We start from the raw sequence: 26,936 nt of genomic DNA, 5'->3' as shown, positions 1-26,936 counted from the left end.
TCCGTCAAAGTAGCTAATTACTACTTCGACAGAGGAGTTGGAAATCCTTGTTAGTTAATTGGTCAGTCGTAGTTTTTTTTATGAAAATCTCGCTGCTCGCAGTAATGAAGAACGCAAATGAAAACACGACAACCTAGGACTACCCTTCGGCAGACCTTGATCAAGGAGTGATGAAACCAAGGTTCATGATATACAGCGCGTTATAACAAACCCTTTGGATTCCAATTGGCGAATCATATCAGCTTCGCGGCGTTTTTCCCGATCCTGTCGGAATCACTCCAAATAGTCAGCTCCAAGCTCAACGTAAGGCGTTTTGTTCAGCAAAATGTGGTAGACGATTCTTAGCATGGTATGTCCTAAAGCGACAAGCGCCTTTTTCTTTCCAAGTCGCTTCACCCAGTTCCAGTAGCGCGTGGAAAGTCTGGTGTTGCGCGTCATGGAAGCCGCCCAGGCACATTCGCAAAGCACGGTTTTTAAGTGGTTGTTTCCGGATCGGGCTCGAATTCGTTTTTTTACCCGCGCTTTGGTGATTGCCCGGAGTGACACCTGCCCAAGCCGCAAGATGGTGATCGTCTTTGAAGTGCGTCATGTCGGTGCCGATCTCCGCAAGAATGACAGATGCCGCTTGCTCGTTCACTCCAGGAATAGTCGTCAGTAAGTCAATCGCTTCTTGCTTGTCTGCAATACGACGGCGAATATCTTGCTCTACGAGCCCAATCTGCTTTTCCAGGTACGTGAGGTGATCCCAGGAAAATCGGATCATATCCCGGTGGTGTTTACGGAGGGGGCCGTTCAAAGATTGGAGCAGTTTAGGAGATTTGTGTTTTAGGGCTCCTTTCATGTGACTTTCCAGAAACTCCATCGTGACGACCTCGCCGTGAACGATCTTCTGAAGCAGCAATCGTCCGGATTTGCCGAAAATATCGGACATGTGGGTAGTAAGCATAATGTTCGCATCTTGCAGTAATTTGTGGATGCGATATTTCTCCGCAGTGGCGTCTTGCACCAGCTTTTTGCGGTAACGGGTTAGATCTCGAAGATCCCGAATGTCTTCGGAGGGAACAAAGCTTCCTTCGATAAGTCCGCATCTGAGCAATTTGGCAATCCACTCTGCGTCCTTCATGTCGGTTTTGCGTCCGGGAAGATTCTTGATGTGATGGGCATTGGCGAGAATCAAGTCGTAGTCGAACGCCTCCAAAACGTTCCAAACTGATTTCCAGTACACGCCGGTGCTTTCCATGGCGACATGGGTGCAACCTTCATCGGCAAGCCATTGACCCAGTTCCATAAGTTCGTCTGTCATGGTTCCGAATGTACGGATCTCACTCTGTGGTGTGCGGTCGAGTGGTCCTGTGAGAATGCAAGCGACGACGGTTTCCTGATGTACGTCGAGCCCTGCACATCTTTCAAGTATGGCTTCCAGCATAGCAACTCGCTCCCCGACATGAAATCGTGAACCGGAAAGACAACCTGAAAAAAACGAAAATTTTTTATCCGGACTCGCAGTCCGATAGCCTGTGCTTCAAGGTTGTCCGAACAGTTTTATTTACGGGGTCGAACCACCGCAAAAACCCGCGAACTGGCCGGTTCAATTTCATTGTGAAGTATAGCACGAAAAGAAAAAAGACTACGATGAAATTTTCATCATAGCCGTGACCCGGCAGGGTCATGAATGTTTTTATTTGCTTAAATCAAAACCCAGGGCCGGCTGAAGGAAATATAAAGCTCCATAAATGGCCGCCCCCGCCGCCATGGTCACTGCAAATCCGAATGTAAGCGACAAGATGACGGAAATCAGCGATCCAGCTGCTGTCATAATTCCGTTAATGGCCCAACCTAAAGCTCTGTGCCGTTCAGAACTTCGGCTTATTCCGTAAGGAAAGGCCATGCCCATGAAAAATCCGAGCGGAATGAGCAACAACATCGCCATGAGGATCTTGTAGATAAGCGCCAAATGCAAAACATCATCGCTCCACGCGGTCATGGCAATGTTTGCCACGATTCCGTAGACTGCGGTCCAGAGCAAGGGTGCAAACCTTTTATCATGTCGACCCTCCTGCCACTTAAGGGAAAGTAAACTTCCGATTCCGCCGGCTGTCAGCAAGGTGCCCAGAACAACCACAAAGGACAAAGCAGGATGAGCAAGTGGTAGAACTAACCTTTGAACGAGGGTGGTTTCGAGGGCCATAAACCCGATCGCGATACCCGAAAAATATACAGCCCTGCCATAAGGATATCTTGTTGTCCGCACCAATAACAGGGTAATCGCCAAAACAACAATCAGCGACCAAATCAGGGAAAGCGGAGCGCTGTCCGACCGGTTATAAAAAAAGGGTTTGTCGTCCCTGTTTGAGGACAAACCGTCTTCCGATTGGATGACCTCCTTCATCAAATATGTGTAATTGTCGTATACATAGGGAACATGAATCGGGATCTGTCCCATGTTCCGTGCGGCCACGGTCAACTCCCGGGCAGACTGTACCGACAGTGGTTCCTTGCCGATCAAGAGAAGAGGACGTGTGATTCGGCTTCCGCCCATCCCCCAGACTGGGTGGCCCAAATGCTGGTAAGTGCCGATGACCGCCATGCGTCGGCTCCATTCTGTTTCCGCAACTCCGCTCTCTTCCAGCACCCTCTCGGTTGCCGTCACCACTTTGGCCAATTCGTTCTCTTCATGCAGCAAAAAGGCCAATCTGCCGCCCGGTTTCAATTTTGACAAATATTCGCCAATGGCTTCCTGCGTGAAAAGATAATTTTCCATTAGAGCCAGCGCCATGCCATTCTCCGACGCTTTCTTGACCAGCGACAAAAAAATTAAATCGTACTGATTTTCCGTTTGCCGAATATAACTGCGTCCGTCGGCAATAACAGGCTTGATCTGCGGCGCCGCAAACGGATTTCCCGAAAACGCGGCAAGCTTGCGCACCGCATTGAAGCTTCCAGAATTGATATCGACGGCCTCGATTTGCCGAAAACCCGCGATCTGTGCGGCCAACGCGTCCTGCCCGCCGCACGCTCCGATGATCAGTGCACGCTCTTTGCCAATTCCTTGAAACGCCAAAAAACCGGTCGTCGAGCGCAAGTAATCCACCTGCTTCAAATCACCCGCGTACTTGGATATCGGAGAAACAGCACCGCCATCAAGCGTGATATAGAGTAGTTCCCCGTCTCCCGCATCGTATACGTCCGTTCGCGAATAAGCATCCCACTGCGTGAAAACAAGTTTGGCTCCGGATTCCGAAGCCATAATGTTTGAAGGACTGGTCATATAAGCGCGAAAAGGAATCCACTCGGCAAATGGCCGGACCGCATTGTAAACCAATAAGACCATCACGATCCATGCCATCGCTTGGTAAGGTCTTCGTATGGTATGGAGTGCCAGCACAAAGCTGATGAAAAATAACAAAGCGGAAATCAAGGATAGGGTTTCAACAGGCCCCATCATGTTCATCAAAGGAATTGAGGCAGCCGCCCCCGCCCCTGCCCCGGCCAGATCCGCAAAGTATATCGTGCGTATACGATCGCCTTGTTCTTGCGTGATGGAAGCAAGCAGCAAGCCGCCTGCCACAAACGGGAACAGACTGATCGAGGTATAGAACCAAATCCCCTGATAGCTGAGAACGTACATGATGACAACAGAAACCATCATGGTGAGTGCAAATAACCCCAGGCACTGGAACCTGCGTCTATAGATCCATGCAGCGTATCGGTATGCACAGACCCCCCCAGGCCGATTCCGAGGGTCGCCAGCGATACCGCCAAGAACACATAATGATATTCCATGACGGCTGAGAAAAAACGGGATAAAAAAACTTCATACACGATAAAAGCAAAAGCCGCCGAAAATGTGACCAACAGATCTTTCCTGCGTAAACCGGTCATCAGAATCACTCTCTTCGGGATCGAAAGCTCTTCTGACAGTTATGGGTCGTTTTCGCGCAAAATATACGTGATCGTCTAATTGAGACTACGCCATTTAGTAATTATGGCTGCAACGATGGTATACTGAATACTGGCGTGATCAACCTATTAGGAGCTGGATACATGGCAATATTCCTGCACATCATGCGACAAAAATGGTTTTTATTCACTCTTCTGATTGTGAATGCCTTTGGGACCATTTACGGTTATTTATGGTATGGGGTGCAATTGAGGGAAACGCCTGCGCGTTTTTTGATATTTGTTCCGGACAGCCCGACCGCGAGTCTCTTCTTTGTTTTTGTTCTTATTGCTTTTTTAATGGGGAAAAATTGGCCGCTGGTGGAGGCGCTGGCCCTGGTCACCTTAATCAAATACGGAATCTGGGCCGTTGTCATGAATCTGCTGGTGCTGATTGTCACGTCCGAACTGTCATGGCAGGGATACATGCTGATCGCTTCCCACGGCGCAATGGCCTTACAGGGCGTGCTGTATTCGCCTTGCTACCGGATCAAACCCTGGCATTTGGCGGCAGTGGCGGTGTGGACCTTGCATAATGACATCATCGACTATTTATTTGGCATGATGCCCAGGTACGGAGTGCTCAATCAATATACGGCACAAATCGGTTACTTTACGTTCTGGCTCAGCATCGCATCGATCGGCACCGCCTATTATCTTTCTTTGCGCACCCGCAGGTTGAAAATTTAAAAGGATCCCCCACAATTTCATACCTATTAATTATCCATTCTCTGTTCGCCAGGAACTACAATGCGTACCGGGAATAAAACAGAACTTCCATCCGATTTCACTGCTTCAACTTCCATTGTGATGTTGCCGGATCCGTGCAGAAAATTACCGGTCAGTTTATATCTCCCATTTCCGAGAGGAAACGCCGTATTTTCTTTGGTCCAATCCGGAGGCATAAACATCTTTACTTTCACTTGCTTCAATTCAGGTGCTCCCATGAAGTCAAGAAAAATATCATTCGTTTCCGTAGTTAACGGCTTGATGTCGACGGTTAATTTTAAATCATCCTTCTGGATGCTTCTCGGATAAATCCCTTGGTTTGCTGCGCTTGGCGTGGATTCAATCAGCATGGCCGCAGCGAAAAGAATCATCAGCGCAAACAAGAGTTCGATTCTACCCCTTCGCACCACACGGATAAGCCCTTTTTCTGAAATGCGCTGCAAAGTGCGCCGCTGCCAATAGGCAATTCCTACAACAGTTGCAACAAGAATCGCTTTAAGCAACAAAGCCTTACCCCAATCGCTGGCCAGCAGGCTGCCAAGAGTGAAATTCGGCACATACTGAACAGACATGATGATGCCCGACACAATGATCAGGATCATGCTCCAAAATGCCCATTGGGTAAATTTACGGCCTTTCTGTTCCAACCATGGCAACGGTTCTTCTTTGGGCATCAGCAATAAAAGAGCGAATAAACCCCCCATCCATACGGACACGGCGAGCAAATGGACAATATCCAAACTGACGGCGAAATACCCCCCGTAACGCGGATAGGTGGCATGACCGGTAGATATGGGCCAGAGCATGATCGCGATTGCGAAGCTTGCGACCTTTTGTTTATGGCCTAGCAAAAAAACTCCCAGCGACATCAACAAGATTTGTAAAACCGGGATCCACACGAAATTTAATGACACAAATTCCAAGAATGAAATTTGGGGAAGTTCAAATCGACGCAAGATTATAAGCGTCACGAACCCGGTAACGCTCATTCCATACAAAGACCAGGACACGAGGTTCCACCGTTTTCGATTTCCGGACGTTCCTGCAATTATGGTTTGGAACCAAGATCCGCCTGCCAAGGATAATAGTCCAATAAAAGCGAACCAATCAGCGATCTGCTTAAGCCCAATTGGATTGTAGAAAGGTCTCAGAAGCATAAAGTTTGAATCCGAAACCAGCGTGGTGACTTCTTTTACCGAAAAATAGAACAGTCCGACATATTCTTGCCGATTTACTGAACCTGTTTCATCTATCGGCGCTGCGTACCAGGTTGCTTGATAAGTTCCCGGAGGTAGTGATTTCTCTAACGGTACAGTAATATGTTTCGGATCGTGCGGATCGGCGACCGGTTGTCCGGCAAAAATATTGTTGTCTTTATTAAACACGCCCAGAGCCGTGACTGTGGCGGGTTGCGAGAACCAGAGTTCAATTTGCGTCGGCTCGGTTTGGGTGACTTCACCATCAGCCGGATTCGACTTTACCAATTGAAATAATTTTTCCTGCGATGGAGTCGATTGATCGGGCTTGCCTACTTCAAATTTGTATTGTCCCTTGATTACGTATCCGTCCGAAGTAATGAAATGATATTGAACCGTATAAACACCGGGACTCAACTTCTCTTCAATATTCAGGATCACATGCCGGGCGTCGGCCGGGTCGGAAAACGGGTTACCCTGAAAAACTCCCCTGCCCTCTTGATTTGTAACTTTTACGGATTCGGAATGTACGTTCACGGGATCTTCGAACCAGAGTTCTACCGTTTCCGGGGTGGTGTTCTGAATGATACCGTTTTCAGGTAAAGTTCTTTCCAAATTCGTATGTGCATCAGCGGCAGCGGGAAACCCGTAAAAAGCAAGCAGCATAACGGCGACGGATATCATGTTAAGTTTCCATTTGGTAAACGACCATCTTGCTGTCACACTTTGCACCTCTGAATGGTGATGTAAAATGATGTAACTATTCTTTTTGATTCATGACTTCCATTACGATAAAAATATCCTTAAAGAATTTTTGCAAGTTAACAATCCTGAAGCCTGCCTGTTGGACGAACTCTATTGTGCGACGATTTAAATGACAACCATCACACAGTTTTTTCCAAACAGGATTCACCCATTCCTGCAGCGGACCGTATACAGCGTGATCGACTTTTACATGTTCGAACATCAGCAACTTCCCACCCGGTTTGCAAACACGTCTGATTTCTTCCAGTCCCATATGGGGGTCAGGAATCGTACAGAAAACTAACGTACAAACAACGGAATCAAAGGAATTATCTTGAAAAGGCAAGTTCTCTGCCCTTGCATCGATCACTTCAATCGGTACATGGGCTTGTCTTAACCTTGGCAAAGAAAGTTGCCGCATGACGGGTTCCGGTTCAACTGCGATGACCCTGTTCGCATGTTCATATAAAGGAAAATTGAATCCGGTACCGGATCCAATTTCCAGTATGTCTCCGTTTACTTTTTGAATCAATGATTTTCGGATATGTTGAAAATGTTTTTTCTCCAGCGGCCCCATCAACCAATCGTATGCCTTTGGAAACCACTTACTCACGAATCAGCACCTCATATCCCGTCATGGTCCTTTCATAATTATACAGTAATGGTCCTGCCTGATTGGACCCTCCTGTATAATTTATACCTATCGCTGTTCAATTACATTTTCAGATGCATTTACGTCCTCATCTTCTGTCCCATACCCTTCATCATTTCTTCCATGCGCATACATCTTTCGTTAATGATGTCTACAACTCTTTTAATCTCCGTTGTCATCATCATGTGCTGTCTCATCATGGCCATCATTTCACTTTGCGGAGACATATCCCCTGGCATCATTTCCTGTCTTGTTGTATACAAGGGCAATGATGGATAATATGGCTTCGTTGCTGACCAATCATACACCGTCCGAATCCCTCCTCGATCAATTTGATCTCATTCTATGGTCACGGAAGGTGTATGCCCTAATGAAAATGCCTATTTGTTTAAAAATTCCAATACCGATTTATATCGCCCAGTACGTAATCGTGTCGCTGATCCCGAGAACGATCAGAAAAACACCGGATACCCTGTAAATGACGCGTCCCCACTGTCTGGCCTTTTTGACTATCGTTCGATCCAGACCAAACCCAATGACAATGCCAAAAAACAGCAGCAACGGAAATGCGGTTCCCACCGCGAATACGGACGGCAGAATGAATCCGTATGACGATTGAATCGCTACAGGCATCATCCAGCCGAAGAAGAGCAGCACCATTGTCGGGCAAAATCCGAGCGAGAAAGCCACGCCCATCAGAAAGGCTCCCCATTTCCCTCCTGCCCGTTCCGACATGCGCTGAACGGAGGACGCCAGTTTGAATCCAAAAGATAAGCGCCGCAATTTGATGATCCCGAGGAAGAACAGGCCCATCAGAATAAACAACGGACCGATCAATTTGCGTGCAAAGACAAACACAGGGATCGATTCAACGGATGCGCTCTGGCCGAACAGCCAAAACAACAAGCCGAAGGTAGAATATACCGCCATCTTCCCAAGCAGGTACAGGATAAACTCCAGACCGGGCAGTTTTTCGTTCATATATTTATTGCCGAAATAAGTGATGCTCCCCAAATTCGCAGTCAATTGACAAGGAGCAACGGAACCTGCAAATCCGAAAAACAAGGCTGCAAGAAAGGCGATTTGGGAGTTGATTGCAATATCGGCAAATGGAGAGCTCAGCCATCTGCTGATCTCACTGAAAAACGCATACATGAATTTCACCCTTGTTTGCAGTTTATATACTACATTATGTAGTTGTTTAAGTATAAAAACAAGAGATGATCTGCAATTTTCTTATGATTCATAAACAGAACGGACAAGCATAAGGATTGTAGCAACGGGAAGGGGAGATATCATGAAAACAGTCCTGCTTGGAGGTCTGATTGGCATACTCGTCATATGGATAACAGGGTTTATCTTTGCTTTTCGCAAGCAACTGAGTTGCATGGCAGGTATGATGGCATCGATGGCTCTCGGGATGACTTCAGGTTTAATTACAGGTGTCATTCTAACGATCTGGTTACCTGGCCAATTCTTTATATCCACCATGATCAGCGTGTTTACAGGGGGCATAATTGGCATAATCTCTGGTGTGCCTATTAGTTTAATGGCTGTAATGGATGGGTTATTGTCTGGAATTATGGGCGGCATGATGGGGACAATGCTCATGGTCATGATCCCTCTCCCCTATGTGAATAATACAGTAAAATTAATGTCGATTTTATTCAGCGGTATTCTGTTTCTCCTATTCCTCACGCTCCAAGGGGAGATTAAACAAAGCCAGCTTCAAAAAAGGCCGACCCTGTTATCGAATACCTACCCGATGTTTCTCTTGACAGTCATGTTTTTGGCGGTACCGCAATTGTCGCCCCAAAATGAATGGCCCAACACGCTTACAGACTCTCATCTTAATCATAATCAAGAGATCCCGCCAACAAAAACGCAAGCCGATCCATTGTCAGGCAAAGAGTTGCTTGTTAAAGCGAAGGAATATTCCTTTTCCCCTTCTTCCATGCAAGTCTCCGTCGGTGAAAAAATCAAAATAACGCTCGATAATGACGGTCAGATGGAGCATGACCTGGAAATTGTCGGGACAAATGTTCATATCCATGCGGGTACGGGTGAAAGAAACAGTATGGTAGTAAGTTTCGATAAAGCTGGATATTTTCAAGTCATATGTACCTTGCCAGGGCATAAAGAGGCCGGTATGACAGCCTCTATTCAAGTAATAACATGATTCGATGTGTATAAATCACAAAGGCTCGGACACAATTGTGGTCCGAGCCTTGTTCTATCTCAAAAAGGGGATAAATTGTCAATAGACTCTTCCTTAACAATTTTTCATGCTCATTTAATAAAGCTTGATTTAAGCCGTCAGTACTAGATTTATTCTCCCATTGGTAAATGATGTTTTATTTAGATGTGCTACAGTATTGAACAAGATAGTAACCAACCTATAAATACTGCTCAGGAGGATCCTATGAACATCATGAAAAACCGTCTCATTAAAACGCTTGCCGGTATCACGCTTAGTTTCTCAATCGTTTTTTCAGGAGTAGCATTAGCATCCCCACAGTCTGCGTCTGCAGCAACAGTTAGCAAATCTGATGTAGCTGAGAAAGTTATTGCAACAGGTAAACAATATTTGGGTGTCCGTTATAAATTCGGAGCGCCGGCGGGACGAACAGATATGTTTGATTGTTCTTCATTTACGCAATATGTTTTTAAGAAAAATGGCATCAAACTCCCGCGATCTTCAAGACAGCAAGCTAAAGTAGGAACCTATGTACCGAAAAGCCAACTTCAGCCGGGCGATTTGGTCTTTTCCGATACAAACCGTGATGGTGTCATTAACCACGTGAGCATTTATATGGGCAATGATAAATTGATTCATACCTACAGAGTCGGTATCGGCGTTACCATATCTAAATTTAAAGGCAGTACATGGGACAAGACCTATGTTACAGCACGTCGTGTAATTTAAAAAAATATCAATTTTCGTGGAGTCTGCACTATCAATGTGCAAACTCTTTTTTTATTCCACTCGTTTTCCCGTATACAACATCCAAATCAATATATTTGCCAAAGAAAACATGACAAAAGCTTTATTTTTAAAGATCTGCAAATATGACTTTGGAGGGATGATCGGGCATGGCTGTTCCCCGCAATTTTTAGGGGTATAAAACCAGGTGATCATTCCCTGAAAAGCAAAGAGCCCAGCCGCAACATAAAAAATGAGGTTAGAAGATCCACCTAAGACGAAAGGGTCTGTCAAGAATTTTGTGTAAACTCCATTATAGAGATTCTCCCCTGAAGGGGAGATTGACCCTCACGGTAGATGCTGACCGATCCGTTCCGGAAAGAAAACGGAGAGCTGGAGCAGCATTTGACCCCAGTTTTGGACACGGCCTGTCCATTTACGCGTGACGTCCATCGTGACGAGATACAGCATCTTGAGCAAGGCCTCGTCCGTCGGGAAAATGCTTTTTCCTTTGGTTACTTTGCGCAACTGGCGATGGTAACTTTCGATCATGTTTGTCGTGTAGATCAGTTTGCGGATTTCCGGCGGATATTTGAAGAACGTCGCAAGCTCGTCCCAGTTGGTGCGCCACGAACGGATGATGAGCGGATATTTGGCTCCCCATGTCTCTTCGAAGCGATCCAGTTCCACAAGTGCCATTTCTTCCGTCGCAGCTTTGTAAATGGGCTTTAGGTCCGCCGTTACTTTTTTGAGGTCCTTGTAGGACACGTAGCGCGTCGAATTGCGGATTTGGTGAATGATGCACTTCTGAATCTCGGTCTTCGGGTAGCAGGCCGTAATCGCTTGGGAGAAACCGGTCAGGTTGTCGACGCAGGTAATCAGGATATCCTGGACGCCGCGATTCTTAAGGTCGTTGAGGACGCTGAGCCAGAACTTCGCGGACTCATTCTCGCCGATCCACATGCCCAGTACGTCTTTGTTTCCGTCCAGATCAATGCCGATGACCATGTAGGCCGCTTTGTTCACAATGGCACCGTCCTGCTTTACTTTGAAGTGAATGGCATCCAGGAACACAACCGCATAAACGGCTTGCAGCGGACGATTCTGCCATTCCTTGATGAGCGGAACGATCTTGTTCGTCACATTCGAGATCATCGTCGGTGAGACGTCGATGCCATACAGATTGTGCAGATGATCTTGAATTTCACGGGTGCTGACGCCCTTGGCGTAGAGCGCGATGATCTGGTCCTCGATGCCCGTTACGTTTGATTGATGCTTCCGGACAACGACCGGTTCGAACTCGCCCAATCGGTCTCTGGGGACCGCAATCTCCTGCTCGCCGTACTCGCTCGTGATTTTCTTCTTGCTTTTCCCATTGCGGCTATTGCTCGTCTGCTTGTTCTGCACATCATGCTTCTCGTAGCCCAGATGGGTGTCCATCTCGGCCTCAAGCATCTCCTGCAACGTTTCGGCAAACAAGTCTTTCAAAGCATTCTGTGCGTCCTGAGCGGTGACCAGATTATTCTCCTTGATAAACGCTCGAAGTTGCTCCTTCGACCACAATCCCATGTGTGCTCCCAACCTTTCTATTATTCCTATTGTAGCAGGTCTGGGAGTTTACACATTTTATTTTACAGACTCAGACGAAATAGGCCAAAAGGCCCGTCAGACTGGTTCCGACATTCGCCGCAATCCCCCGAAGCGAAAAAGCAGTCGTTTTATTCTCATCATCCGCTGCCAGCGCAGCAATCGCTGCTTTCGTGGAAGGTGCATTTAAACCGCCACCAGCTCCATTCATCAAAGACATAACCATCAAAGCCCAAAAGGATGGTAATAACGCTTAACCAGCTAAAGCACCCGCGCGAATAACGGCCCCCAAAGCAATAATGGTTCTTCGTCCTATACGATCCGCAAGATAACCGCCGACAATACTCGCCTCTTGAAATGAAAAAGAACTGACAGCGAGGATCAGTCCGATCTCGGCGACCCCCAGTGCTTTATTTATTTTCAAGTAGATCGGCAAAATCGGAAGGATCATGTAATAGCCCAGATGCGACAAGAGGACGCTAAATAGTAAAACTTTCATGGACCTTCCCGCATTTTGAATATTTATATGAAGCATCAATTCCACATCCTTTCTTTATTATTTTTTCTGCAAGTTGTAAATTGTTCATTTCAGGCAGAGATTATGCAATTGGCAGTTTTAACCTAATGGGCAGTTTGCATATCTCCTCCAAGGTTGCATCAAACTACACTAAAAAGTAAAGGGAGGTATTCCACACATGCGGTTTAAAACTGCGATTTCAATAGGGCTACTCGTTTGTTTATACTTTGGGGCAGGATGCAATAATGCTTCTCAGCAGCAAGGAGCACCCGATCAGACGGAGAATAACAGGCAGAAGGCGCAAGCGCAAAATTCACCCGCGAAAGCGGAAGATATTCTGACCACGAAAAAACTGCGGAATTTACCCGCGCTGAGCGAGACGGATACAGTTACGCCTACAGGTCAAATTCACGAATATAAGCTTGAAGCGAAACCAGCGAGATGGAAATTGGTATCCGGAGTCGAGACAGACGCCTATACCTATAATGGAACCGTGCCCGGACCGACCATCCGGGCGAAGGAAGGCGACACGATTCGAGTTATTCTCAAGAACAGCCTGTCGGATGAAACCTCTATTCATTGGCATGGACTCCACGTGCCGAACGCCATGGACGGCGTTCCTGCGTTTACGCAGCAAGCCATAAAACCCGGAGAAACCTTCACCTATGAGTTTACGGCCAATCACGCTGGAACCTATATGTATCACCCCCACTTCAACAGCATTGAGCAAATCGATAAAGGAATGTACGGTCTGCTCATCATTGACCCGCAAAACCCGGAAACAATAAAATACGACCGTGAGTACTCCATGATCTTCGGGGGTTGGAACATTCCCGACCAGACAACTGCTCCACAGAATGGTCAGGAAAATTCGATGCCGGACATGGCCGATATGCCGGGCATGTCGAAAGGAACGCCCGGGCCGATCAAGCAAAAAGGGAATGTACGAAAAATGATAAAGCAGGGATTGAAGGATAAGGCTTCCGACCAGGGGATGGACATGCCTTCGGAGGAGCCCGGCGACAATGCCGGCAGCACCGTGATGGGAATGAACTACAACTACTGGACGATCAACGGCAAATCATTCCCCGATACCAGCCCCCTCAACGTTAAATTCGGAGATGTCGTCCGAATCCGTATGGCGAATATCAGCAACGGCATTCATCCGATGCATCTGCACGGACATGACTTCAGAGTTGTTGCCCAAGACGGCCACCCGTTTGCGAATCCGCAAATTTTGAACACATTAACCGTGAATCCCGGGGAGACCTATGATGTCGACTTCATTGCCGACAATCCAGGCGAATGGGTGTTTCACTGTCATGAGCTTCACCATACGACCAATGCCGACGTCGAGCCTGGCGGATTAATGGCGCTGATCAAATACGAAAAACAATAAAAACGCAAAAGGACCAATTGCTTTTTAAGGCAATTGGTCCTTTTGGTGCTGTGCATCTGCATTAATGATGCTGCGAATCCTTGCGCCGCTGCTGCTGCTGCTTGCGCCACCCGTACGCGGTCATGCCTCGCGGCTTGTACACCGCCAGCGCCGTGGCCGACAGCAACGTGCCAGCAGGGCCGCGCTGGAGGTGACCACGAGTTGGATCTGATAGCGGAGATCGTCACCGGACACTGCTAGCTTCCCCGCTTCCCCTGCCAAGTAGCGAATGGGCCGCATATGTACAAGCAAGCCGATTGTGGAAAGAACAGTTATCAGGAGTTTAACTATGATCCAATAGTGGCGAAATAAGCCCCACTGGGTACCCAGTGACAAGATAAGTCCAGCCAGTCGAGTGGCAAGGCAAAACGGGACAATAATGAACCTGGCGATCATCTCCATCGCCATATAGGCGGCAACAGGCGCAAGTGGGAACTTATGTGCCTAAAGATCAACTTCAGAAGGGTGATTTGGTGTTCTCCGATACGAACCGGGACGGCGTGATTAACCACATCGCCATCTATATGGGAGACGATCAATTGCTGCATACCTAGGGCTTGCTGAACGGGTCACATTTTACGGTGACACGAGCAAACGAACTGCGAGCCTCGACAATAGCCATTGCAAAACGGGCAAAAAGAGAACCCGGAGTCTCTTTTCGAGGTTCATCACCAGCAGTTGCAGCCCGATTACGGTCTCGCTGGTCGTCTGAAGGTGCGCTCGAATACGGCCAAGCCCATAGCTGCGCTTGCCTTCACCGAACTTGCCTTCCACCGCATTGCGCGCGGCTGCATCCGCTTTGGCGATTTTCTTTTGCTCCTGTTGATCGGCGGATGACGGACGCCCCAATTGCGGTCCGCTCAGTCGAATTCCCTTCTCCTTGCAGAAGCGCAAGTTGTCCCGCGTGCGGTAAATCTGATCGGCCAGCACCGCTTTGGGATAATAGCCGAATCGAGCGCGGTAGCGTTCCACTGCGGCCTGCAGCGTCTGACCTTCGTTGAAGCTGTCCCAGGACAGTTGCTCCCAGAATGCGTAGCCGTTCACCACGCTGATCGCCAGCTTCGCCCCGAACTCGACGTTCGCGCGGGCTTTACCGCGCACGATCGGCCTCACGTGCGGCTGCGCGATACTGACGATCCGATCCGGTACGCTGTGCGTACGTTTGTCGTACATCGCTTGCTGCTGGCGAACCAATTCCTGAATGACCAGAAGTTCCTTGTACATGCGGCGTGGCAGCCGCGTCAGGCCGCCCGTGGAGGCAAGTTCGGCGATGATGCGCAGATCACGGGAAACGAACCGCAACTGCTTGCCGATTGCTTTGCGCATCGTGCGCGGCTTCACGCGCCTTTGCTTGGCAATCGCCAGATAGGCTTTGCGGGCACGCTCCCGGTATGTTCTTGCCTTGCGAGTCTTTCCGCGTTCCGGTTCATGCAGGATGTCGATGATTTTCTCCAGCTTTTCTCTGGCCTGATTCAGAAGAGACAGATCCGTCGGGTAGGCGATGTCCGCCGGCGCGCAGGTCGCATCCAGCAGCAGTTCGCCCTCGTTCGTCAGTTCCATCTGCCGCGGCTGCGGTTCTGACGGCTCGTCGGACGCTGCGGCAGTTCCGCTGCCAGGTTCATTGTCGTCCGATGAATCATCCGATTCGCTGGACTTGCGCGCTTCTTCAAGGGCGATCCACTCATTCACTTCATCAAGGATCTCGCCGCCCAGCCGCTTGCGGAAGTGTGTCATGAGAGAATGGTGAAACGGACGGCGGTACTGGTATTCCGGCAGACCGAGGAAGTACTGCAGATACGGGTTCTCCAGAATCTGACGAAGCGTCTCCCGATCGTCGGTGCCGAGACGCTCCTGAATAATGAGGGCGCCGAGCGCGACACGGATCGATACGGCCTTTTGACCCTTGAGGCTCTTCTTAAAGTTCTTCGCATACTTCTCTTCGAGCTTCCACCACGGAATCATCTGGGCCAGCAATACCCAGCGGTTATCTTCCGCAAGCTTCCCGCCGAACGGAAGGAAGAAGTCGCCTGGCAAGATCATTTGGCTCTCGGTTCGCTGATACAATCTGGACGCCTCCACGTGCACGGTTTTTCACGGGATAAACCCGTTTTCCTTGCACTTGAATTCGACAAAAGAGGCGCTAAACCCTTGCTGCTACTGGATTTTTCTTTCGTTCAGCAAGCCCTACCTACACTCGGAATTGGCGTTACCATCTCTGATTTTACAGGCAGCTCATTTGAAAAGACCTATGTTATGGCACGGCGCGTGATTGAATAGTACGGATAAAAACAAGATAATGAGAGGGCTTTGCGCCGATAGGGTGCAAAGCCCTCTTTTCAATTCCAATAACCACGTCCCAATTCTCTTTTGGAACGTTTCTTTTTCAGTAAAATCAATCTGCCGACAAACCCCATAAACAAGATCATCAGCAACCATAATGCAAAAATCAAGTATTCAAATATCGATCGGGAATCATCGATGGATGGAGTTGCCGTTTCTGGCGAAGTGGCCTCTGGTTCAATTGGGGGTGGGAGAGCTTCAAGTTCTCCGATCGTCTGTTGGCCCATTGTTGTATCCAGTACGACTTCCCCATTTGAATTTACGGAATACTTGGGTTCTTCACCTATTAAGACGACTGTCCGTATCGGCTCTTTGGCAACGAATTTTATTTCCAAACCCTCTTTAGAATACGTATAGGACTGATTGGCTTCAAAAATCGTTTTCGGCTCAAAATTTTGAAACCCATAATCCAGCAATTGCGTCATATCCTTATAGAGAACTTCGCTGGATGGGGATTTCAGCACGACGCCGATGAGTTCCATCCCATTTCTGTTTGCGGATGCGACCAAAGTGCTTCCTGCCTCATGAGTAAAACCGTTTTTTATTCCCGTCGTCCCTTCGTAAGATCCAAGCAGCCTGTTGTGGTTGATGAGGGTGGTTTCCCACTCCTCTCCATTCCAATCCATCTCTTTCGTGGATACAATCTTCCGAAACGTGCTGTTCTGCATCGCATATTGTGCAATTTTCGCCATGTCCCTTGCTGTCGTGACATGTTCAGGATCAGGCAGACCGGATGGGTTTTTGCTGATCGTGTTGGCAACGCCGATTTTCGTCTTCACAAATTCGTTCATTCTAATGGCAAACTGCTGTTTCGATCCGTCGATATGTTCAGCGATCGCCGTTGCGGCATCATTGCCCGAGTTGACCATGAGCCCATACAATAACTTCTCCATCGTCAACTGCTCGCCTTCCGCCAAGTAAACCCGAGTTCCGTCTTCGTATCTGGCTTCTTTGGATACCGTCACGATTTCATTCAAATCTGTGGTTTCCAATGCGACAATCGCTGTGATGATTTTGGTGATGCTGGCCGGATACATTTGCCGATCAGCATTCTTTTCGAATAATACCGTCCCCGATGCACCATCGATCAATATAGCTGATTCTGCCGATAAATCACCGGCGTCCAACTTACTGCCATCTGCAAACGTATTCTGTGGCAGCGACATGATCATTAACGCCGAAACGAGGGTCAACTGGAATAATTGCGTCATGGAGAAAAACCTCATCGTTGCAACATCCTTTGCTTGAACTCATCCATTGAAAACTTCCCTTCACAATCATTACACATTGTAGTACAAAAAAGAAAAATAGCCACAGGACCAGATTTCTGAAGAAGCTACTGACCCTGTGGGTGATCGTTTATTTGTTCATTTTGACATAACGTGACCGCTTGATTCATTGCCTTGATTTTCATCCTCCATCCCAGGCATGCCATGTCCCTCGCCTGTCGCAGAAACAATTTCGAGCATTCCATCGATTTCACCTTGAGCCTGCGCTGAAAGAAGATCCTCTTCGCCAGTTAACCACACATGGTTGTATGGACCCTCCGTCGGGCTTTTCTTGTATTTAGGCTGAACGGACATCAAATACGTCATGACGGATTCGGGCATTTGATTTTGATCCGTCCAGAGCAGCGGTGCATGTTTCCCCAGATGTGAAAATGGCGCAGCAGCAATTGCCAGCATGAAGGATTTACCTTCAACAAACGAGAAGTTATGGCCCGGAGTCGTAATCCCCCATCCGAAATCATTGGAGGTGTCTTTATATTTGGCAAATGCAATCGCATTGAGATAAGGATCGTTGCCGGCGATCCGGACAACTTTTCCGTAAGATGACAGTTCCTTTTCCACCTTCGCCGATACGACGGATTCCGGTCCGATGATGTAGATGTTGGCTTTCCCGTTCCGTTTTTTGAGCGCCGCCGTCGTTTCATCCGGCACGGCGTCTTTATTAACAAACAGTAACGGCTCCGGCATATGAGCAATCCAGTTGACAGCGGGAACCGTATATTCCGGACTGTCCAGGGAACCTACAATAACGGATGGGGGCAGATTATTGCCAGCTGCTTTGGCGTAATAATCGTCAATCGCTTGCGCCAATGCAGCCGGTGTGTTCCCTTCAATCCGGTCCGCCTTGAGACCAAGCGAATTTAAATCATCCATTACGCGATCGTTGACCGGCCCTGCCACGATAACTTGGATATCCTTATTCGACATCAAACCCGTCGGTTTAAGCCGCATCATTTCTTCCCGCGTTAAATCCGGAATTCCATTCTCATCAACGAACAATATAGGGCCGTTGATCGGATGATGAATTAAATCGGCACTCACCAGCGCATTTTGCCAACTGTCTCCGGCAACCAAGATGACACCCCCCGGCCGATTGGATTCACTTGTTGCCGGCCACAAGGTTCGTGATATGAATACGGCAGCTTCCACAGGATCCGAAGTGTTAATACGAGTCGTATTTTTGGTGGCCATCCAAGGCAACGGATTGAATGCAGGATTTCCTGTTTCACTTTGGTTGGATTGCGTTGTTGCTGGTGGAGGCGAAGCAGCTGGAGATCCATTGTCCTGAGATGCACAGCCGATCAAAGTGACCGCAAGCAATCCGACGAAAGTGCTGGCAATGATGTTGTTCCACATTCGAAGGCCTCCTGACTTTGTTTGGCAGTATTTTTCCTCTCCGGATATTTTTCATTCATCAAGAGGCTACTTTCCCCCAATTTCGCCGAAAAAAAGAAAAAACCAGCTAAACTTAGCCTGGTTGTGGATATTCAAACGCTAAACCGATAGACTCACCGGCGCAGATGGTTGGTGAATTTTCGATTATTCATCTATTCGACTGTAGAAATCATGGCTGAATAGGTTTCGTCGCTCACTACGCGGCGTGCGGTAACATAACGCTTCTCATAGTAAGAATCCGAAAGCTTGCTGATGCTTACCCCTTTGCTACTTGACGAATGAGCGAATTTGCCTTCTCCAATATAAATCCCGGCATGAGAGACACCCTTACCATCCGTGTTGAAGAAAACCATGTCCCCGGGCCGCAGATCTTCTTTTTCAACTTTTGTGCCGATTTGGGATTGGTCCTTTGATGTGCGAGGAAGCTCGGTATTAAACTGGTTGAAGATATACAGGATAAAACCGGAACAATCGAATCCTTTAACCGTTGTTCCTCCCCATTTGTACGGGGTGCCTAAGACTTCATTGATCGCATTGTCCAATTTGGACTGGCTCGCAAACGCAGTACTTGCTCCTGTAAAAAATACGGCAACAAAAATGATTAGACTGATCCATTTTCGATTCAACAGAACTCTTCCCTTCATGCCTGCGAGGTTAGCTTAAGGGTTCGGTGAAGGTTCCCTATGATCCATTCATTCAGGATCAATTCACCCAAATCGGGTTCCCCCGCTTTCCATTTCGGAAATTCGGCAATTTTTGATTGTTTATTATTTCGTAGAAAATTGTAGAAATCCTGTCGACTGAAGATTAGAATTCTCTCATGTCCGGTCAAGGTTGCAGCATACAAAAACACCGCCCGAAGTGGCGGCGCGAAAGTAAGGGAAAGTAAGGGTTTGAAGGTTTTTATAATACTGTTTTGCATATTTTCTGAAGAACAGAATGATCCGTTCCGAATTTGCACATGGCTTCACAGTCACAGCGCAAATCTTTGAAAAGAATATAGGAAATGGTCATTGCCCCCAAGTTTCGAAAGGAGGGTCTCAGCAGTTGAGCCTGGATCTCCTTCTCCCTTTGATCAGGCGCCACCAAATAAAATTGATTTACTCCCGAATTCAAGGAAAGAGCCAAATCATTCAGTCTCAATATCCCCGAATAGATCGACGTACTCTTCTCCACCTCAAAACCGCTGATGATATGATCATTAGAATCCAGCCACAGGACATCGATAAGCGAAACCGTATCCATAACGGCATCCGGTACATTCTCCAGCTTTAAATTTTTGATGGACCATTCCCCGAGCGGTTGACCGTTCCAAATTCGTTTATGATCATTGCGGGCAATCCATACCTGATAACCTAATGATCGGCCCAATTTGGCCAAATAATATTGCATCTCGGTGTGGGCGTTTTCTTCATGCTCATCTTCCAGCACTTCTTTATGTCTTTTTTCCAATGCGTTATGTAATTTTATATTGTCGATCTCAATAACCTTTTGGGCATTCTGTTGAACGACGAGTCGATTGCTGCCGATTTCAAACAAAAGACCCACAATGGCTCCAAGATCTTTTGACAAAAGGTTGCGGTACTTGTTGTTGTAGGCGAGAATGACATCGCGCATTTCCAGATAAGATATCCATGATCCGAGTTTTTTCTTCTCCGAAAACAAAGCATTAAATCCATTGACAATGGCCGTATTAAATGGCGGAAACCATGTTGGATGCAAAAAGTACAAAATACTGGCAACTGCAGGTCCCAACCCTTTTATCTGTAGAACGTTTAATTTGACGATTTCGCTCATGACTTGATCTTCCGTTGTTGCTTCCAGACATGCTTTCAAGAAACGGCCAAACGCTCTTTTGTTGGGTTCATTTTCATAAATATCCGGAATGCGCAGCTTAGGTTTCCAATAAAAGGCGTGAGCGGCCCCTTCAAATATTTGTTTCTGCTCGGAAATAGCCGATAAAACCGTCTCCAAACTGGAACCTTTAAAGTCATTGCCAAATGTGCCGCTTTCAATTTCGTTTATTACTTTGATGAGTGATTTCCGGATGAACCGGAACGCTTTCAGACGTTCGTCGTTATTCAAAAACCAAGTATGATACACAGACTCTTCATCATTCTTGTACGCATTAATGATTTGTTCCATGAAGCACTGAAACCCTCCCTTTGCAGAACAGAAGAACACAAATAATGGATAATTATAACACTGAAAATACCCTTTCTAAACAAAAAAATCGTTGATAATTGACTTCGGCGTTCGAGATAAGCCGCTGTGGTCGCGCAGATCAAGGCGCAATCTCGAAGAAGTTGAATCTGGTTGGCTCTCGCCTGCACATCGGGGTAGGTGCTGAGAAGGGTGATCATATGTTCGCAAGTTGCTTCATTATGATCATACACAACGAGCTGAGCCGTTCAATTGAGAGGTTCTCGCAAAGGTATTCGAATGGTAAAAGTCGTTCCTTTTCCTTCTTCACTGATCACTTCTATAGTTCCTTGATGCAATTCGACAATCCTTCTGGCAATCGACAACCCGAGTCCGGCGCCGCCGTGGTCCCTTGACCGCGATTTTTCCACTCTGTAAAACCGCCGCCAAATGAGTGCAAGCTGATCCTTCGGAATCCCGATTCCGGTATCGCGGATTTCGATAATCGCCTGGCTTTTCTTGGAGGTTAACGTAAGCGTTACGCTCCCGCCGCGTGGCGTATATTTTCGCGAATTTTCCAGCATGTTTACGATCACTTGCACCATTCGGCTGGGGTCGGCGACAATCCATAAAGGAACTGAAGGAAGCTCTACGTGGAAAGAAATTTCCGATACTTGGAATCGATCTTCATTCTCTTCTGCAATTTGGCTTAACAACTGGGTAAGATCTACGTCCATTTTTTTAATTTGCACTTGCACCTGATCCAATTTCATCAATTCGTACAAGTCGTCAATCAATCGATGGAGACGGCCGGCCGCATCATGGATGAATCTCAAATACTTTTGCTTATCTTCGTCTTTCAGCTGCGGGTTTTGAAGGACTTCGGAATAACCGCGAATGAACGTAATGGGGGTGCGAAGTTCGTGGGAGATTTCCGCCAGGAATTCCTGTCTTTCTGTACGGTAATGCTTTAATTCAGCCGAAAGATCCATGATGGAGCGGTTCAATTCCCCGATTTCGTCATCGCTTTTCACAGGGAGATCAAAACGATAATCGTTCCGGGTTAACTGATAAATGGCATCTTTCATGGCAACCAACGGCTTGGAAATCCAATTTGAAAACAAAAAGATGAAGAAAAAAACGGAAAGGATCGAGATTAACGTAAAGAGCAGAAGCAATGCTTGAAAGGACTGCAGAGCATCACGTATAGGCGCCGTTGAGGTGAACATCATCACATGGCCGGCCGTTTCCCCGTCTGCAAGGATAATGGGTGACTGGGAAATCAAATATGGCTGACGTCGCCAATCCCTTTGAACCCACTCGTACTCCAACTGTGATTCATAACCGTTTAAAAATTGGGTTTGCACCATGTCCAGCTGCGCAGAAGATACCAGCACCTCTCCACGAACGTCTATAACCGCAACCGTATAACGGGAATACGATTCCATTTCCGCCACATGCCGAAGCATATTCTCCGACCAATCGGCTTGAAGAGCATTGGCGTGACTATGTCCGCGGTGAATCATATCATCAGCGATCTGCTGAACGTAAAATCGGGTAAACATCGCATAAAATACGAACTCCAAAACAAGCAATAATAAGACGATGGTTATAAACATAGTGAATCCCAGTTTATGATGGACACGGAGCCGCGGCTTTCGGAGTTTGGACCATATCCTCATACGAATTGGTACCCCATTCCCCAAACGGTTTTGATAAAATCCTTCGCTCCGATACTCTTCAGCTTGCCGCGCAAATTGCGGATATGCGAGTCAACGGTACGCTCGTCTCCCTCAAAATCGGCGCCCCACACTTGATCAATCAATTGCGTTCGGCTAAATATTTGTTTCGGATGCTTTACAAAAAGGACTAACAAATCAAATTCCGATTGCGTCAGGGAGACAGCGTTGCCCTGAAACCTGGCTGTGCGGCTTCCTTGGTCTATGGCCAATCCATTGTACATCAAACGGTTGTCGGTTTCTTGATAAGGGCTTGTCCCCCGTCTAAGCAATGCTTGAATACGCGCTAGGAGTTCGGCACTTTCAAAAGGCTTTGTCACATAGTCGTCAGCGCCATTCAAAAACCCTTTCACTTTTTCTTCCGTTTCATTACGGGCAGTCAGCATAAGAATCGGAATGGAGCTGAATTCTCGAACCCTTTTAATTACCTCCATTCCATCCATAAAAGGCATCATCCAATCTAAAATCAGAGCGCTGTAGTGGGAGTTTTTCCTCAATTTCTCCAAAGCTTCCATTCCGTCTTTGGCCTCATCAACTTGATATCCGGCGCCGATCAAATGTACCTTTAACAGCTCGCGCATCGGTTCTTCATCATCAGCAATCAAGATGGTATGCATAAATCCCACCCTATGGATAGACTTTTGTGATTTTGTTCAAGAGTTCTGCATACTTTCTGCACACTTCTTTTTTATCATACAAACGTGGAAGTAAATAAACAAATGATAAAGAGGGGATTGCAAACAATGATACGTAAGAATCGAAAAATATTCGTGGTAGCAGCAATAGCGATTTCGTTGATCTTGATCTTGGCCGGCTGCACGAACGGTTCCGGCGGTATAAGCGGCATGGATCACAGCAATATGGATATGGGCCAAAGCGGCGCAAGTCCAAGCGCGTCCGGGGACATGGCGAATATGGAGTCCGGCGGCGCTCCCGAAGTGCTCACCGGCACCAAGTTCACCTTAACCGCGCAAGAAAATCATCTGATGGTCAATGAAACCAACATGCGGACTGCGATGACATTCAACGGCACGGTTCCCGGTCCCCAAATTCGGGTGAAACTCGGAGACGACGTGGAAATCACCCTGAAAAATGAATTGGATGTACCGACGACGATTCACTGGCACGGATTGCCGGTCCCGAACAATATGGACGGGATTCCAGGCGTTACGATGAACGCCGTTCAACCCGGCGAAAGTTTTACGTATAAATTTAACGCGAACGTCCCCGGCACCTACTGGTATCATTCCCACCAAGATGGCGTTGTACAATTGGATAAAGGACTCTACGGTTCCTTTATTGTGGAGGATCCGGATGAACAGAAGCCGGACCGTGATTACACGCTTGTGTTGGACGATTGGATGGAAGACGGCGAGATGGATCATGGTTCCATGGATATGAGCGGCATGGATCACGGCAATATGGATATGGACTCTTCGGACAATGGCATGGCCGGGATGAGCGATGCGGAAATGATGCCGATGATGTACACCATCTTTACCGCTAACGGTAAATCGGGTTCATCCATCGCGCCATTGACTGTTAAGGAAGGCGAAACGGTGCGCATCCGGCTGATCAACGCCGGGTTCTTGTCCCACCCGCTTTATCTGCAGGGTCATGAATTCAAAATCGTTTCCACAGACGGGCAACCCATTAACAACCCGCCTTTGGTGAACGGTCAATTGTTGAATGTCGCTCCGGGTGAACGTTACGACATCGAATTTGTCGCGAATAATCCCGGTGCCTGGATGTTGGCGGAGCAAAGCCCAAATCCGGGAGCGCCGACATTGGCCATACCGATTGTTTATGAAGGCGTGGAAGGCGATGCGAAACGGGACAACGAACAGCGCACCATAATCGATATGACCCAATATGGCGAAGCAGCCCAATCTGAGTTTTCCTTAAACGATAAGTTCGATCTGGAATACACCATGGATTTGAATACAGTCAATGCTGGCGGGAACATCACGTATACCATTAACGGCAAATCGTTCCCTGAAACGGAGCCAATGATGGTGCAAGAGGGAGATCTGGTTAAGGTTAAACTTATCAACAATTCTCCTAAAGACGTTCATCCGATGCATTTGCACGGACATTTCTTCCAGGTATTGAGCAAGAACGGCCAACCGGTTGCCGGTTCACCGCTTATGAAAGATACCCTGAATGTACTGCCTGGCGAGGAATATGAAATTGCCTTTAAAGCAGACAATTCCGGCAACTGGATGTTCCATTGCCATGACTTAGGCCACGCTTCCAAGGGCATGGTGACACAGGTAAACTACGAAGGTTTCACGCCTGATTTCACGGTCGATCCGAACGCAGGCAACAAACCTGAATAAACACACCGGAATAAACGAGACCACAGTCCATGATAGCTGTGGTCTTTTTATGTACATCCGGTATTATTGTGGGATCGTCTGCCCAAATTTGACCCCCCATGCGCTTCGGCGATGGATTTGGCGATGGCCAGTCCCAACCCTCCTCCACCCAATCTCCTCCCTCAATAAATTAATGTTTTCTCCGTTTTTCTCGTTTTTTCGTATGATTTCATCTTTGACATCCAAAGCCCCCTTGGATAGGATTTGATGAGAAGAAAATATTTGGGATCGACCTGTTGGCGGGAACAGAGGTGGGGATCACCCCGATTTGAAAAAGCCGTATGGTCGCATATGGCTCCACATTCAACCCTTGCGGTTTACCCTCCCATGTCTCCCGGGGTCATGGCCCTTACATTCCTTCGTTCTGCCTCTCAAGGGGTGGAGGCCAGGCAAGCTCCTAAGCGGGGTCAATGCCCTAATGGTGATGATTTCTCCCGGCCTATCCATGCTTCGTTTGTCAAAGAGCAACCTGTGGATAAAGCGCCAAAAACGTGTTGAGTTGCTAACCTGTCGATGAATTAAGCCGCCGCTTGAAGAAGCTGGGCCTCCCGATGGGGGCCAAGTACCTTGCCGGCATCATAAGCCTTTTTCTTGCGGCCAAGCTCAAACAGGACTCGAATCAATTTGTTACAGATGGCAATCATCGACTGCTTCTTCTTCAGCGGATTGTCCCGGCGCGTCGTGAAGTACATATGCAGCGCGCGGAATTCTGCATTCTTGCCGACTAGCACCAGCGCCGCGCGGTAAAGCAGCGCCCGCAGCCGACAGCGACCCCGTTTACTGATCGTCGTTTCACCCTTGCGCTTGCCGGAGCTGTCTTCCCTAAGGCTCAGACCGGCGTGGCGTACGATCTGCTGGCTATGATTATAGCCGGATAAATCGCCCACCTCCGCTAGAAACCCGGCGACGGTGACCAGGCCGATGCAAGGGATGGTCATCATTTCGGCTGCTCCGGGAACTTCCTTCACCAATTGCTCAACCAGTTCCATCAGTTGGTCGATCTGCCTGCACAGCATGGCGTACTGTTCCAAGTACATGGCTAGCTCATGCTTGGCCGCTGTAGCGCCTTCCGTGAGGCCGATGGACTTGCTGGCTTTGCGATACAACAGCGACGCTCTCTTGGGGCCTACAGCTCGTTTGACACCGTGTTTCTTCCACATCGCTACGACAGATGTCTCGCCGGCGCTTACAACGTCCTGAGGGAGCGGAAAGTGCTCCAACGTGATGAGCGAAGCCTTGCCTTCCCAGTCCTTAAACACCTGGATGTACTCCGGGAAGAAGCGATCCAGCCAGTTGTGAATCCGGCCCTTGACCCGATTCAAGTCCTTGTTCAGCCGATCCCGCTGATTCATGAGCACCCGCAGGTCGGCATAAATGCCTTCAGGCAGTTGTGGCTCTGTGTACCGGCCCTCGATGACCAGTTTGGCGACGACTTTAGCATCCTTGATGTCGTTCTTGGTCGGTGAGTTATCGTCGAGTTCCTTGCTCTTTTTCACGTGATGCGGATTTACCTGAACGACCTGGATCCCACGCTGCTTGAAGAAGTGGAATAACGGGAACCAATAGTGGCCGGTCGGCTCGACGCCAAGAATCACGTCGTCCATTTGATGTTCTTGTTTCAAAGATTCCATCCAAGACAGCAAGTTCAACAGGCCGATTTCGTCGTTGGTAAACAGGCACCGCTTCCCAAGCTCGATCCCGCGGTAGTTAAACGCACGGGCCACGTGATTGGTCTTCGCGATGTCCGTACCGATCACTAATGTTTTTTCGGAAATTCGTTCAATTCAATTCGTTCAATTCGTTGATTTTGTCTGCTGGATTGGTTATGCTTCATGTAGAGCGTCCTCCTCTTATTAGGGCAATGAATGTGCGCAACATTCGAGACCCAGCATACAGGAGGCGCTCTTTCTTTTCAAACCGCAAATTAA

Annotated in this window: 23 protein-coding genes, 1 pseudogene and 1 riboswitch; of the genes and pseudogenes, 6 read left to right on the top strand and 18 right to left on the bottom strand. The window is 47.9% G+C overall.

The genetic code is table 11. The features are described from left to right. Positions 1-298: 298 nt before the first annotated feature. The 3 genes from JW799_RS10960 to JW799_RS10950 form a co-directional block, all read right to left on the bottom strand. Positions 299-1,426, bottom strand: coding sequence for an IS110 family RNA-guided transposase (locus tag JW799_RS10960; RefSeq protein ID WP_240353231.1), 1,128 nt, complete (start codon positions 1,424-1,426; stop codon positions 299-301). Positions 1,427-1,678: 252 nt separating this feature from the next. Further along, positions 1,679-3,649: a spermidine synthase family protein gene (locus JW799_RS10955; RefSeq protein WP_205429774.1), complete on the bottom strand. Its 1,971-nt coding sequence runs from the start codon at positions 3,647-3,649 to the stop codon at positions 1,679-1,681. Beyond that, on the bottom strand, positions 3,646-3,882 hold the full coding sequence (locus tag JW799_RS10950; protein ID WP_205429773.1) for a hypothetical protein: 237 nt from the start codon (positions 3,880-3,882) through the stop codon (positions 3,646-3,648). The genes JW799_RS10955 and JW799_RS10950 overlap by 4 nt, the downstream gene beginning before the upstream one ends. Positions 3,883-4,044: 162 nt before the next feature. Between JW799_RS10950 and lhaT the strand changes: the two genes are divergently transcribed. After that, positions 4,045-4,629, top strand: coding sequence for a lipoprotein heptaprenylglyceryl N-acetyltransferase LhaT (lhaT, locus tag JW799_RS10945; RefSeq protein ID WP_205429772.1), 585 nt, complete (start codon positions 4,045-4,047; stop codon positions 4,627-4,629). Between the two features lie 26 nt (positions 4,630-4,655). Here lhaT and JW799_RS10940 read toward each other — a convergent pair whose 3' ends face one another. The 4 genes from JW799_RS10940 to JW799_RS10925 all read right to left on the bottom strand — a co-directional run bounded on the left by JW799_RS10940 (position 4,656) and on the right by JW799_RS10925 (position 8,415). Further along, positions 4,656-6,587 carry a copper resistance protein CopC gene (locus JW799_RS10940; RefSeq protein ID WP_205429771.1) on the bottom strand — a complete coding sequence of 644 codons (1,932 nt, stop codon included), beginning with the start codon at positions 6,585-6,587 and terminating at the stop codon, positions 4,656-4,658. 37 nt (positions 6,588-6,624) lie between these two features. Beyond that, positions 6,625-7,221, bottom strand: coding sequence for a methyltransferase domain-containing protein (locus JW799_RS10935; RefSeq protein ID WP_205429770.1), 597 nt, complete (start codon positions 7,219-7,221; stop codon positions 6,625-6,627). Positions 7,222-7,340: 119 nt separating this feature from the next. Next, positions 7,341-7,568 (bottom strand): hypothetical protein, encoded by a 228-nt coding sequence (locus JW799_RS10930; RefSeq protein WP_205429769.1) that lies wholly within the window; start codon positions 7,566-7,568, stop codon positions 7,341-7,343. Between the two features lie 100 nt (positions 7,569-7,668). Further along, positions 7,669-8,415, bottom strand: a complete 747-nt coding sequence (locus JW799_RS10925; protein ID WP_205429767.1) for an urease accessory protein UreH domain-containing protein — start codon at positions 8,413-8,415, stop codon at positions 7,669-7,671. Positions 8,416-8,557: 142 nt separating this feature from the next. Here JW799_RS10925 and JW799_RS10920 point away from each other — a divergent pair, with 142 nt between their 5' ends. Further along, positions 8,558-9,439 (top strand): cupredoxin domain-containing protein, encoded by an 882-nt coding sequence (locus JW799_RS10920; protein WP_205429766.1) that lies wholly within the window; start codon positions 8,558-8,560, stop codon positions 9,437-9,439. 252 nt (positions 9,440-9,691) lie between these two features. After that, complete coding sequence (locus tag JW799_RS10915) at positions 9,692-10,186, top strand: C40 family peptidase (RefSeq protein ID WP_420830680.1); 495 nt, start codon at positions 9,692-9,694, stop codon at positions 10,184-10,186. Positions 10,187-10,531: 345 nt separating this feature from the next. Here JW799_RS10915 and JW799_RS10910 read toward each other — a convergent pair whose 3' ends face one another. Together JW799_RS10910 and JW799_RS10905 are read right to left on the bottom strand one after the other, a co-directional pair. Then, a complete protein-coding gene (locus JW799_RS10910; RefSeq protein ID WP_205429764.1) occupies positions 10,532-11,752 on the bottom strand; it encodes an IS256 family transposase in 1,221 nt (406 codons plus the stop codon). Between the two features lie 271 nt (positions 11,753-12,023). Continuing rightward, positions 12,024-12,305 (bottom strand): MFS transporter, encoded by a 282-nt coding sequence (locus tag JW799_RS10905; protein WP_205429763.1) that lies wholly within the window; start codon positions 12,303-12,305, stop codon positions 12,024-12,026. Between the two features lie 160 nt (positions 12,306-12,465). Here JW799_RS10905 and JW799_RS10900 point away from each other — a divergent pair, with 160 nt between their 5' ends. Next, positions 12,466-13,686: a multicopper oxidase family protein gene (locus JW799_RS10900; RefSeq protein ID WP_205429762.1), complete on the top strand. Its 1,221-nt coding sequence runs from the start codon at positions 12,466-12,468 to the stop codon at positions 13,684-13,686. A 452-nt stretch (positions 13,687-14,138) separates the two neighbouring features. Then, a pseudogene (locus JW799_RS10895) lies at positions 14,139-14,276 on the top strand (NlpC/P60 family protein); the annotation flags it as partial. 25 nt (positions 14,277-14,301) lie between these two features. Here JW799_RS10895 and JW799_RS10890 read toward each other — a convergent pair. The 8 genes from JW799_RS10890 to JW799_RS10860 form a co-directional block, all read right to left on the bottom strand. Continuing rightward, positions 14,302-15,789: an IS5 family transposase gene (locus JW799_RS10890; RefSeq protein WP_205429760.1), complete on the bottom strand. Its 1,488-nt coding sequence runs from the start codon at positions 15,787-15,789 to the stop codon at positions 14,302-14,304. Positions 15,790-16,061: 272 nt separating this feature from the next. Then, entirely contained in the window at positions 16,062-17,276 is a 1,215-nt protein-coding gene (locus tag JW799_RS10885; RefSeq protein ID WP_205429758.1) for a D-alanyl-D-alanine carboxypeptidase family protein, read from the bottom strand. Between the two features lie 156 nt (positions 17,277-17,432). Beyond that, entirely contained in the window at positions 17,433-18,710 is a 1,278-nt protein-coding gene (locus JW799_RS10880; protein WP_205429755.1) for a cell wall-binding repeat-containing protein, read from the bottom strand. 191 nt (positions 18,711-18,901) lie between these two features. After that, positions 18,902-19,375, bottom strand: coding sequence for a C40 family peptidase (locus tag JW799_RS10875; protein ID WP_240353230.1), 474 nt, complete (start codon positions 19,373-19,375; stop codon positions 18,902-18,904). A gap of 3 nt (positions 19,376-19,378) precedes the next feature. Next, positions 19,379-19,511, bottom strand: a riboswitch (cyclic di-AMP (ydaO/yuaA leader). A 141-nt stretch (positions 19,512-19,652) separates the two neighbouring features. Further along, complete coding sequence (locus JW799_RS10870) at positions 19,653-20,894, bottom strand: hypothetical protein (RefSeq protein WP_205429751.1); 1,242 nt, start codon at positions 20,892-20,894, stop codon at positions 19,653-19,655. Continuing rightward, complete coding sequence (locus tag JW799_RS30400; RefSeq protein WP_476695926.1) at positions 20,831-21,145, bottom strand: four-helix bundle copper-binding protein; 315 nt, start codon at positions 21,143-21,145, stop codon at positions 20,831-20,833. The genes JW799_RS10870 and JW799_RS30400 overlap by 64 nt, the downstream gene beginning before the upstream one ends. Before the next feature lie 15 nt (positions 21,146-21,160). Beyond that, positions 21,161-22,510: a sensor histidine kinase gene (locus tag JW799_RS10865; RefSeq protein ID WP_205429749.1), complete on the bottom strand. Its 1,350-nt coding sequence runs from the start codon at positions 22,508-22,510 to the stop codon at positions 21,161-21,163. A 59-nt stretch (positions 22,511-22,569) separates the two neighbouring features. Next, positions 22,570-23,247: a response regulator transcription factor gene (locus tag JW799_RS10860; RefSeq protein WP_205429748.1), complete on the bottom strand. Its 678-nt coding sequence runs from the start codon at positions 23,245-23,247 to the stop codon at positions 22,570-22,572. Positions 23,248-23,373: 126 nt separating this feature from the next. On the opposite strand from JW799_RS10860, the gene JW799_RS10855 reads away from it, so the two are divergent. After that, entirely contained in the window at positions 23,374-24,969 is a 1,596-nt protein-coding gene (locus tag JW799_RS10855; protein ID WP_205429747.1) for a multicopper oxidase family protein, read from the top strand. Positions 24,970-25,526: 557 nt separating this feature from the next. Here JW799_RS10855 and JW799_RS10850 read toward each other — a convergent pair. Beyond that, complete coding sequence (locus JW799_RS10850; protein WP_205432922.1) at positions 25,527-26,792, bottom strand: IS110 family RNA-guided transposase; 1,266 nt, start codon at positions 26,790-26,792, stop codon at positions 25,527-25,529. Positions 26,793-26,936 lie beyond the last annotated feature (144 nt).

Origin of the sequence: Cohnella algarum (assembly GCF_016937515.1) — a bacterium.
Classification (GTDB): domain Bacteria; phylum Bacillota; class Bacilli; order Paenibacillales; family Paenibacillaceae; genus Cohnella; species Cohnella algarum.
This window is presented reverse-complemented; position numbering and strand designations above follow the sequence as displayed.